Below are 9,655 nucleotides of genomic sequence, written 5' to 3' on the forward strand. Positions count from 1 at the left end.
ATCTGCTGCATGTTCTCCGACGCCCAGCTCAAAGACGTCGCGACCGAGCTGATCGATCATTGCGCGGCCGGCACCGTCGTGCTCTCCCATACCACCGGCTCTGTCGCCACGCTGCGTGAACTCGACTCCGCGAGAGCCGATGTCACGGTGCTCGACGCGCCGATCAGCGGTACCGCCGACGACATCGCCAACGCCCGGCTCACCGTGATGATCGGTGGCCCCGCGGACGCCGTCGCAACCGCGGCCGACGCCGTCGAGCCCTATGCCGCAACGGTCTTGCGGACCGGAGCGCTCGGAACCGCACTGAACCTCAAGCTGGTCAACAACGTGCTGTTCGCGGCCAACGCGCAACTGCTCAGCGCCGCGGTCACCGTCGCTAGGAAACTGGACATCGACGCGGACCGCTTCCTGGAGGCGCTGGCGGCGTGCAGTGCCGACAGCAAGGTCGCGGGATACGCGCGCGGGATCGGCGGGATGGCACCGTTCACCGAGATGGCGGCGCCGTTCCTGCGCAAGGACGTCGACGCCGCGTTGGTCGCCGCGCAGGAAGCCGGCACTGACCTGGGTCTGCTCTACGACGTGATCACACGCGGCGAGTTACCGCTGAGCAAATGAGTGCTAGCGCAACATGATCTGGCCGCCGTCGAGCATGAGCGTCGCGCCCGTCAGGTAGTGGAGGTCGTCGCTCACCAGGCCGACGACCGCGCGGCCGATGTCGTCGTAGGGATCGCCGAAGCGCCGCAGCGGGATACTGCGCACGATCTGCTCGAAACGGGCGGGGTCCTCGTCGCGGTAGGTCTCGGCACCGGGCGACCACGCGGCCGGACAGACCAGATTGACCCGGATCCCGTGCTTACCCCACTCGATCGCGGTGGACTTGGTCAGCCCGTTTATCGCCTCCTTGGCCATCGAGTAGGCGGCCATCCGCGGCGCGCCCCGCACGCCGACGGCCGACCCGAAATTGATGACCACCGCATGCGGGGATTCGCGCAGGGAGGGAAACGCCGCCTGCATCAGATGCAGCGAACCCAGCGGGCCGGTCCGGAAATACTCCAGAGCTTCTTCGTCGCTGAGATCGACAGTGGGAGTGCTGGTGCCGAGCGCTCCGCCCTGCGCGTTGTTGATCAGGATGTCGATCCGCCCGAACCTGTCGAGGGTCTCGGCGACGGCGGTGTCGACGGCGTCGCGGTCGCCGACGTCGCAGCCGATCGATATCACGTCGCGGCCCCTGCCTGTCAACTCGGAGGCGACGTCGTCGACCTTCTGCTTCGTCCGGCCCAGCAGCGCCACCGACGCGCCCTCGTCGGCGAGCGCGGCGGCGATCCCCTTGCCCAGGCCCTGGCCTGCGCCGGTGACAATGGCGGCCCGGCCCTGTAGACGTGTCGCGTCGGTTCCCCTTCGTCATTCGAGTCCGAGCAGGCCTACCGTCGGGGAGCCGGCGACGTGACCCTCCACCTTCGCTTTTCGGCTGGTGAAACGCCAACCGTCAGGTGTGTGAATCACGGTGTCGCGGTAGGTACCCCAATGGTCGAGCCCGTGCCTGCCGACGAGCTGGAAGCAGGCGTACGTGCTGGCCGCGTGGTCGCTTTCGGGCATGACGACAACCGACGCCAGGTGATGCCCGGGCGGGCAGCAGATCCGCCGAGACAAACGCCGTTGCCGTACGCGTGAAGAAGTCGAGGATTGCGTCGCGACCGACCAGATGCTCGGTGTTGTTCCGGAACGTCGCATCGGGCGTGAACAACTGCACCAGGTCGTCGACCTTGCCGCTGCCGGCGAGAAACTGGTACTTCGCCAGCAGATCGTCCACGCCGACGCGAACCCGTAACTCGGCGTGATCCACGGGTGTTACGCCGGCTGGAACGCGTAGGTCAGGAACTGCTCGCCCGCTTCGCTTTCGAACGTCGTTGTGGTGCTGACCATTTTCTGCCCGATGCGCAGTTCAGAGGCCGTCGCACCGAGGATCAGCGCTTCGACGAGCACTTTGCCGTCGAGTTCGATGAAGCCGACGACATAGGGCTTGAACACATCCGGCGACTTGTTGCCCTTGTAGGGGAGCGGCGGCGGGAACTCCTGGGTGGTGTACGTGTAGAGGGTGCCCTCGGTGGGCAGCTCGATCGGCTCGATGTCCTGCTGGATCGCCGGGTTGGCGTCGAACAGTTCCGGCCGCTCGGGCGGGAACTTCACCACCCCGGTCGACCGCCGTCGCGATCCGAGCAGAACCGCCCGGTCACCCTCGACCCGGAACACGTTCTCTGCGATGAGTTGAGTCATGTCATGCCACCTCGATTACCATTGCCGCTCCCATTCCGCCGCCCGCGCACATCGACAGCACACCGAGTCCGCCACCGCGGCGGCGCAACTCGTGAATCGCCGAGGTCACCATCCGCGCCCCGGTGGCCGCGATCGGGTGTCCCAGGCTGATGCCGGATCCGTACACGTTCACGATCTCCTCGTCGAGACCGAGCTCTCGCGAGCACGCCACCGCCTGCGCGGCGAACGCCTCGTTGATTTCGAACAGCGCCACATCCTCGATCGTGCGCCCGGCCAGCTCCAGCGCCTTCGGGATCGCGTAGATCGGGCCGCTGCCGGTGCGATTGGGCTCGACGCCGACCGCCGACCACGAGAGCACGTGCGCCAGCACGGGGCGACCGGTGTCGGGACGGGCCAGCGCGACGACCGCGGCGGCGTCGTTGACCCCCGACGAATTGCCCGCCGTCACCGTGAAGTTCTCGATCTCGGGGTGCAGCACCTTCAGCCCGGCCAGCACCTCGCGGCTGGTGTCGCGGCGCGGATGCTCGTCCTCGGCGAACGTGACCGTCGACCCGTCGGCCTGCGGCACCTGTACGGGCACGATCTCGTCGACGAACGAACCGGCGTCGATCGCCTTGACCGCGCGCTGGTGGCTGCGCAGCGCCCACTCGTCCTGGTCCTCGCGGGTGATGCCGTACTGCACCGCGCAGTTGTGCGCCACCGTGATCGACATGTCCAACGCGGGCGCATCTTCGGTCGGCGGATGCGAGAACGGGAACCACGGATCGTCGTAGTCCTCGGCCGCCTTACCCGATGTGAAGGGCTTGCGTTTGCGCAGCATCGGCGTCGTCGAACACGACTCCATCCCACCGGCGAGGACGGCCTGGCTCATCCCCGCCGCCACCTGGCCGGCGGCCACTGCGATCGCCGACAGGCTCGACGCGCACTGCCGGTTCACCGCCAGGCCGGGGATGGAGGTCAGGCCGAGATCGACGGCGACATAGCGGGCGCTGTCCCCGCCGCCCTGCAGGACCTCGGCCAGCACCAGGTCATCGAAGTCGGCCGCGGCCAACCCGGAACGCTCGATGGCCGCTGCGATGACCGGTTTGGCCAGTTCGGTGGCCGGCATCTGGGCCAGCGTGCCCCTACGGGCGGTGCCAATGGGGGTGCGGGCGGCGGCCACGATGGCCGCACGCGACGTCGTCGACGTCATGGGTCTCCCGGGGTCGTCGGAGGGGGAACCGCATTCGGCCACCCTGGTATGAGGTGAGAGTATACCGTTAAATAGATAGCGATATTCGGACAGGAGCGGTATGAGAACGATCGGGTCCGTCGACGAGGCCGTCGAGGCGGTCGGCACCGAGCTTGGCGTCAGCCGGTGGCTGGAAGTAAATCAGGAGCGGGTCGACGCCTTCGCCGAGGTCACCGGTGACCACCAGTGGATCCACGTCGACGTCGAGCGTGCCAAGAACGAAAGCCCCTACGGCACAACGATCGCCCACGGCTTCCTCACGCTGTCGCTGATCCCCGCTCTGAGCAAGGACAATTACGTCGTCGAGAACACCAAGATGGCCCTCAATTACGGGCTGAACAAGGTCCGGTTCCTGGCCCCGGTGACCGCGGGCTCTCGGGTGCGGGTGCGCTCCGAACTCGCCGATGCGGTGAAGTCGGGTGAGGGCACAGTGAACCTGACCGTCCGGCACACCGTCGAGGTCGACGGGTCGGAGAAGCCGGCGGCCGTTGCCGACCTCATCGCCCGGTACGTCTTCTGATGGGCGGCGGTCCGTTCGACGGAAAGGCCGTGCTGACCGGCGCCGGTAAGTCGCAGGTCGGGCGCCGGTTGGGGCGGACCGGACTCGATCTGACCCTGGAGGCCGTGCTGCGCGCGATCGAAGACGCCGGCCTGGCAGTCGACGACATCGACGGTATCGCCAGCTACCCCGGCCCCGGCGTGCCTGATCCCGGTTTCACCGGCGCCGGCATCCAGGACGTGCGCAATGCGCTGGGCCTGCGATGCCGCTGGTACATCTCCAGCATGGAGACCGCGGGCCAGATCGGTCCCGTCATCGAGGCCTGCATGGCCGTCGCGCTCGGGCTGGCCAACCACGTGGTCGTGTTCCGGTCGGTGTGGGAATCCACCGCGGCACAACAGGGCGGCGGCGGCCGGGCGTCGGTGTTGTTCAGCGGCGGCAAACTGCCGCCGCACCTGGAGTGGGTCGCGCCGTTCGGCGCGCTGTCGGCAGCGAACTGGCTGGCCATGCCCGCGCAGCGCTACATGCACGAATTTGGTTTGACCCGAGAGCAACTCGGCGCGATCGCGCTCAACGCGCGCCGCAACGCCGCGCTCAACCCTGACGCGATCTACCGCGACCCGATGACGATGGAGGACTACCTGTCGGCGCGAATGATCTCGGAACCGTTGTGTCTGTACGACTGTGACGTCCCGTGCGACGGCGCGACGGCAGTGATCGTGTCGCGCCGTGAGGCCGCCACCGGCCTGCCACGACATCCGCTGACCGTCGAGTCGGTGGGGCCGGGCATGTTCGAGCGCGCGACCTGGGATCAGCGTTCGGACATCACCACGATGGCCGCCCACGATTCGGCTGCGACGCTGTGGCAGAACACGTCTTTGACACCGGGTGACGTCGACATGGCGCAGATCTACGACGGGTTCTCGTTCCTGACCGTGATGTGGCTGGAGGCTCTGGGTTTCTGCGAACACGGCAAGGTCGGCGACTTCATCGAGGGCGGGCAGCGGATCTCGCTCGAGGGTGACCTGCCGATCAACACCAGCGGTGGCCAGCTCTCCGGCGGCAGACTGCACGGCATGGGCTTCCTGCACGAGGCGTGCGTGCAGATGTGGGGTGAGGGCGGCGACCGGCAGGTGCCGACGACACCCGAGGTGGTCGCGGTGGGTGTCGGCGGCGGGCCCGTCGCCGGTTCGATGCTGCTGAGCGGGCGCTAGCGTGGCCGGCGATGCGTCGATGACGCTGGGCGACATGGTCACCGACAACGCCCGGCGGTTCCCCGACGTCGTCGCCTATCGGCTGGGCGACCGCGAGGTGACTCACGGCCAACTGTACGAGCGGGCCGTGAAGCTGGTGTCGGCGATGGCGTCGGCCGGTGTCCGGCGACAGGACCGCATCGCGATCCTGAGCCGCAACAGCATCGAGTTCGGCGAGGTGATGGCGGCTACCCACCTCAGCGGAATCATCCTGGCGACGGTCAACTTCCGGCTCACCGGCGACGAAATCCGTGACGTCATCAACCGCGTCCGACCGCGGATCGTGTTCGTCGCCGACGAGTTCGCGCCGATGATCGCCGAGATCGCGCCGTCGCTGACCTCCGCGCCGCTTCTCGTCGGCATCGGGACCGACTACGAGCAGTTCCTCGCCGGCGGAACCGGCGGAGAACCGGTGCTGCGCGCCAGGCCCGAGGACATCGCCTGCCTGATCTTCACCAGCGGCACCACCGGGGCGTCGAAGTACTGCATCCTCGGCCATCCTGAACAACGGCGCGTACTGTTCACCATGAATGCCGAAATGCGTTCGGGCGCGGACGATCAGATCCTGATCAACATGCCGATGTTCCACATCGGCGCGATGGCGATGCTCGGCGGCGTGCATGCCCGTGGCGGCACGGTGGTGCTGCAGGAGCAGTTCGATCCCGACGAGGCCGTGCGGCTGATCGCCGAACATCGCATCACGGTGCTGCACCTGGCGCCGGTGATGCTGCGCGCTCTGCTCGACGCGGTGACCGACACCAAGTTGGTCGAGTCGCTGCGCACCGTTGTCTACGCGGCGGCGCCGATGACCATGAGCATCCTGGAACGCGCACTGGCGCTGATGCCGTCGGTCGGCTTCCTGAACCTCTACGGGCAGACCGAGGCGATCGTGTCCGGGCTGCCCCGTGAGCTGCACGGCCGTGATCCCGAGGCACTGCGGTCCGTCGGCTTCCCGTTTCCCGGCATCGAAGTACGCATCGTCGACGACGACGGCGCAGAGGTGCCGGTGGGGCAACCGGGTGAGATCGCGGTGCAGTCGGAATCGCTGTTCCGCGGCTACTGGGACGACCACGCCGCGACCCTGGTGACACTGCGCGACGGCTGGTGCCACACCGGGGACGTCGGCCGCTTCGACGAACGCGGACTGCTCTATCTGGTCGACCGCAAGAAAGACGTGATCATCACCGGCGGCGAGAACGTGTACTCGCCCGAGGTGGAGGACGCGGTGAGCCGAGTCGACGGTGTCGCCGCGTGCGCGGTGGTCGGCGCACCGGATGAGCGGTGGGGAGAAACGGTGTGCGCGGTCGTCGTTCCCGATCCGGGAGCCACCGTCACGCTCGAGGACGTGCAGGCCTTCGCGCGGCAGCGGCTGGCCGCCTACAAGATTCCCCGCCGGTTGGTGGTCGTCGACGAGTTACCCGTGCTGCCGAGCGGCAAGGTCGACAAGAAGCGGCTGCGCTCGGCGGTGGCTCAGACAGGCGGGTACGCCGGTGGCGGATAGACGCCGCGCAATATCCAGGCAAACCAGTTGATGCCGTACTCCAACTCGTCGCTGGCGTCGTAGTCCGGGTTCGGATCCATTGACATAGTGAACCAACCTGAGGTCGAATTGGGAAGATATTTAGCGGATTTGTTCACAGGTGAACGGGGTGCAATGACGAATCGCAGCGTCTGCACGATGGCGGCTGTCCTCGCGGTCGGACTGGCGGGATGTTCGAATCCCGAGCCGCCCGCGCGCCCACCCGGTGCGCTGGCCCCGGGGACCGCCGAGATCACTCTCGACGGCGCGCCCACCGAGACCACCCACGACGTCACGTGCGCGTCTGACGGCACCGTCATGACGCTCACCACCGGCGACGAGGAGTCCGGCACCACCACGGCCGTCGACACCCTGGAGAAGCCGGTGGTCCGGTCCGCCGAACTGCACAATGTCGACGGTTTCACCGGCAGCCACTGGGAACAGCTGGGGGCGCCGGCGGAGGTGGAGATCACCGGCACGACGTTCTCGATCAAGGGCACCGCGACCGGCTTCACCGAGGACAATCCGAGTGCGCGCGTGTCGAGTGAGTTCTCAATCAAAGTTGCGTGTTGACGGGTGCAGCCCACCCGTTTGGAAATAAAGGAGAACGAGGTTCAGCGATGAAAGTCCGTCTGGAGCAAGCGCGTTGCGTCGGCCACGCCCAGTGCTACGCCGTCGACCCCGACCTGTTCCCCATCGACGATGCCGGCTACAGCATCCTGGAAGCCCACGAGGTCCGGCCGGAGGACGAGGCCAAGGTCCGCGAGGGCGCCGCCGCGTGCCCGGAAGTCGCGATCGTCATCGAAGAAGACTGACGGACCCTTGCACCCACATAAGTAACCAAGTTAACTTTGTCGGGTGACCACCGCTGGGAACTGGCGCGAACGCCTGCACGCACTACTCGACGAGCGCCGCCGAGAGCAGGTGAGCGACGGGCCCCCGGCGGACCGGATCACCGCCGCCCGGGCATGGCATTCGCGGCTGGTCGACGAGGGGTTGGCTGCGCCCGGATGGCCGAGGTCGGTCGGCGGGATGGAGCTGTCGCTGGAAGACCAGCTCGACTACTACCGGATCACCACGGCGGCGGGCGCTCCGCCGCATCCGTGCTCGCTGTCGTTCATCGTCGCGCCGACGCTGATCAAGCACGGCACCGACGCGCAACGGGCCCGGTTCCTCGAACCGCTGCTGCGCGCCGACGAATTCTGGTGTCAGGGCTTCTCCGAACCCGGCGCCGGCAGTGACCTCGCCTCGCTGACCACGCGGGCGGTGCGCGACGGTGACATCTACCGCGTCACCGGACAGAAGGTCTGGACGACGATGGCCGACCGCGCGGACTGGATGTTCGCGTTGGTACGTACCGGGCCCGGTAACAGGAGCACCGAGGGCATCACCTACCTGCTGATCCCGATGAACAGCCCGGGCATCGAGGTGCGGCCGCTGCGCGACATCAGCGGCGGCGCCCATTTCGCCGAGGTGTTCTTCGACGACGTCGAGGTGCCCGTCGAGAATGTGGTCGGCGAGGAAGGCAACGGCTGGGCGATCATGCGCACGTCGCTCGGACACGAGCGCGCCACCGCCTTTCTGGCCGACGAGTTCAAGTACCGCAAGACGACCGACCGGGTGTTCGCGCTGATCCGCGATCAGGGGCTGGACACCGACCCGCTGGTCCTGCAGCAGGTGGCGCGCCTGGAATCCGGTGTCCGCGCGATCGCTGCGAACAGCGCCCGCGCGCTGGATGCCGCGCTGCGCGGGGAGGACCCCGGCGGGGTGGCCTCGGTGAACCGGTTGGTCAAATCCGAGTTCGAGCAGGATCTGCATGCGCTGGCTCTGCGTGCGACGGGACCGCACGCCGCGCTGGGTAGTCGGGCGTCCGGAGCCGTCGACAGCGGGCGCTGGACCTACGGCTACCTGATGAGCCGGGCCACCACGATCGGCGCGGGAACCGCCGAGATCCAGCGCAACACGATCGCCGAGGCCGTGCTCGGGCTGCCGTCGCACTGCGGGGAGGGGCGCCGGCCGGCTGCGGTGAAACCCGGTGCCCCGCTGGCGGTTTTCGATACCGACGAGCAGAGCCTGCGCGACGCGCTGGACGCCGTCGGGGGGCGGGTGGACATCGAAGCACTGCTGGACCGCCGGCGTTCGCACGATGCGTTCGACCGCGATGTGTGGTCGGCGCTGGTCGAATTCGGGTTGCCGGCGCTGGCGATCGACGAGGCGTTGGGCGGTGCGGGTGCCGGCCGCCGGCTGCTGTACGCCGCGATCGAGGAAGCCGGCAAGGCGCTCGCTCCGGTCCCGCTGGTGCCGACGGTCACCGCGCTCGACGTGGCGACGGCGGTTGACGCCAAATCGGTGGCGAGCCGGATCGCCGCGGGCGCGACCGCGGCGTTCGCCGTCCCGCTCAGCGACGCCGGCTGGGTGCTCGCCGGAGAGGCCCTGCCGACCTGGGACGGTGCGCAGCTCACGGGTACGGTCCCGGTGGTCGCCGGCGCTCCGGTGGCCGAGGTGCTGCTGGTGCTGGCCCGCCACGGCGACGGTGTGGTGCTGATCGCGGTCGACCCGTCGGAAGCCGCCGTCGAGGCCCAGCAGCCGCTGGATCTGACCGCGACGGTCGGCGCGGTGACCTTCGACAATGCGCGCGGTGAGATCCTCGCGGAGGGAACGGATCTGGCCGACGCTCTCGCGACCGCCCGGCGGCACGGGCTGCTGGCCGCTGCGGCGGACTCCGTGGGTGTGGCCGCACGCGCGTTGGCGATGGCCGTCAGCTGGGCCGGCGAACGCGAGCAGTTCGGCAGGCCGATCGGTAGTTTCCAGGCGGTCAAGCACCACTGCGCCGACATGGCGGTGGGCTGGAAGGGCCGCGCGACGCTGTGGGCCGCCGC

At 68.2% G+C, this 9,655-nt stretch carries 10 protein-coding genes and 3 pseudogenes; 7 read left to right on the top strand and 6 right to left on the bottom strand.

Annotation, left to right across the window (positions count from 1 at the left end; all coding sequences use genetic code 11):
- On the top strand, window positions 1-615 hold a 615-nt coding region (locus A5698_RS22030; RefSeq protein WP_068301136.1), incomplete at its 5' end, for an NAD(P)-binding domain-containing protein.
- A 3-nt stretch (window positions 616-618) separates the two neighbouring features.
- Here A5698_RS22030 and A5698_RS22035 read toward each other — a convergent pair.
- From A5698_RS22035 to A5698_RS22050, 5 genes and pseudogenes are all read right to left on the bottom strand, one after another.
- Window positions 619-1,368 (bottom strand): annotated as a pseudogene (locus A5698_RS22035) (SDR family NAD(P)-dependent oxidoreductase); the annotation flags it as partial.
- 33 nt (window positions 1,369-1,401) lie between these two features.
- A complete protein-coding gene (locus A5698_RS29600) occupies window positions 1,402-1,596 on the bottom strand; it encodes a hypothetical protein (RefSeq protein WP_231967493.1) in 195 nt (64 codons plus the stop codon).
- A 109-nt stretch (window positions 1,597-1,705) separates the two neighbouring features.
- Window positions 1,706-1,843, bottom strand: a pseudogene (locus A5698_RS29605) (nuclear transport factor 2 family protein); the annotation flags it as partial.
- A 5-nt stretch (window positions 1,844-1,848) separates the two neighbouring features.
- Window positions 1,849-2,274: a Zn-ribbon domain-containing OB-fold protein gene (locus A5698_RS22045; RefSeq protein ID WP_068301142.1), complete on the bottom strand. Its 426-nt coding sequence runs from the start codon at window positions 2,272-2,274 to the stop codon at window positions 1,849-1,851.
- 1 nt (window position 2,275) lies between these two features.
- Window positions 2,276-3,466, bottom strand: a complete 1,191-nt coding sequence (locus A5698_RS22050; RefSeq protein WP_068301144.1) for a thiolase family protein — start codon at window positions 3,464-3,466, stop codon at window positions 2,276-2,278.
- A 100-nt stretch (window positions 3,467-3,566) separates the two neighbouring features.
- Between A5698_RS22050 and A5698_RS22055 the strand changes: the two genes are divergently transcribed.
- From A5698_RS22055 to A5698_RS22065, 3 genes are read left to right on the top strand one after another with little or no spacing between them, the layout of a single operon-like run.
- Complete coding sequence (locus A5698_RS22055; protein WP_068301146.1) at window positions 3,567-4,025, top strand: MaoC family dehydratase; 459 nt, start codon at window positions 3,567-3,569, stop codon at window positions 4,023-4,025.
- Window positions 4,025-5,218, top strand: coding sequence for a thiolase family protein (locus A5698_RS22060; protein ID WP_068301148.1), 1,194 nt, complete (start codon window positions 4,025-4,027; stop codon window positions 5,216-5,218). The genes A5698_RS22055 and A5698_RS22060 overlap by 1 nt, the downstream gene beginning before the upstream one ends.
- 19 nt (window positions 5,219-5,237) lie before the next feature.
- Window positions 5,238-6,758 carry a class I adenylate-forming enzyme family protein gene (locus A5698_RS22065; protein ID WP_068301170.1) on the top strand — a complete coding sequence of 507 codons (1,521 nt, stop codon included), beginning with the start codon at window positions 5,238-5,240 and terminating at the stop codon, window positions 6,756-6,758.
- On the opposite strand, the pseudogene A5698_RS29610 reads toward A5698_RS22065, so the two are convergent.
- A pseudogene (locus A5698_RS29610) lies at window positions 6,728-6,835 on the bottom strand (CAP domain-containing protein); the annotation flags it as partial. The gene A5698_RS22065 and the pseudogene A5698_RS29610 overlap by 31 nt on opposite strands.
- Window positions 6,836-6,911: 76 nt before the next feature.
- On the opposite strand from A5698_RS29610, the gene A5698_RS22070 reads away from it, so the two are divergent.
- The 3 genes from A5698_RS22070 to A5698_RS22080 all read left to right on the top strand — a co-directional run.
- Complete coding sequence (locus A5698_RS22070) at window positions 6,912-7,349, top strand: lipoprotein LpqH (RefSeq protein ID WP_068301159.1); 438 nt, start codon at window positions 6,912-6,914, stop codon at window positions 7,347-7,349.
- A 47-nt stretch (window positions 7,350-7,396) separates the two neighbouring features.
- Window positions 7,397-7,591, top strand: coding sequence for a ferredoxin FdxE (gene fdxE, locus A5698_RS22075; RefSeq protein WP_068301164.1), 195 nt, complete (start codon window positions 7,397-7,399; stop codon window positions 7,589-7,591).
- Window positions 7,592-7,634: 43 nt separating this feature from the next.
- A partial coding sequence (locus A5698_RS22080) for an acyl-CoA dehydrogenase family protein (protein ID WP_068301167.1) occupies window positions 7,635-9,655 on the top strand: 2,021 nt, incomplete at its 3' end.

Origin of the sequence: Mycobacterium sp. E136 (genome assembly GCF_001666865.1) — a bacterium.
Taxonomy (GTDB): Bacteria; Actinomycetota; Actinomycetes; order Mycobacteriales; family Mycobacteriaceae; genus Mycobacterium.

Excerpts from the sequence above, each read along its gene's own strand:
- A5698_RS29600 (WP_231967493.1), bottom strand. The coding sequence starts at position 1,596 with ATGCCCGAAAGCGACCACGCGGCCAGCACGTACGCCTGCTTCCAGCTC.
- A5698_RS22045 (WP_068301142.1), bottom strand. The coding sequence starts at position 2,274 with ATGACTCAACTCATCGCAGAGAACGTGTTCCGGGTCGAGGGTGACCGG.
- A5698_RS22050 (WP_068301144.1), bottom strand. The coding sequence starts at position 3,466 with ATGACGTCGACGACGTCGCGTGCGGCCATCGTGGCCGCCGCCCGCACC.
- A5698_RS22055 (WP_068301146.1), top strand. The coding sequence starts at position 3,567 with ATGAGAACGATCGGGTCCGTCGACGAGGCCGTCGAGGCGGTCGGCACC.
- A5698_RS22060 (WP_068301148.1), top strand. The coding sequence starts at position 4,025 with ATGGGCGGCGGTCCGTTCGACGGAAAGGCCGTGCTGACCGGCGCCGGT.
- A5698_RS22065 (WP_068301170.1), top strand. The coding sequence starts at position 5,238 with ATGACGCTGGGCGACATGGTCACCGACAACGCCCGGCGGTTCCCCGAC.
- A5698_RS22070 (WP_068301159.1), top strand. The coding sequence starts at position 6,912 with ATGACGAATCGCAGCGTCTGCACGATGGCGGCTGTCCTCGCGGTCGGA.
- fdxE (WP_068301164.1), top strand. The coding sequence starts at position 7,397 with ATGAAAGTCCGTCTGGAGCAAGCGCGTTGCGTCGGCCACGCCCAGTGC.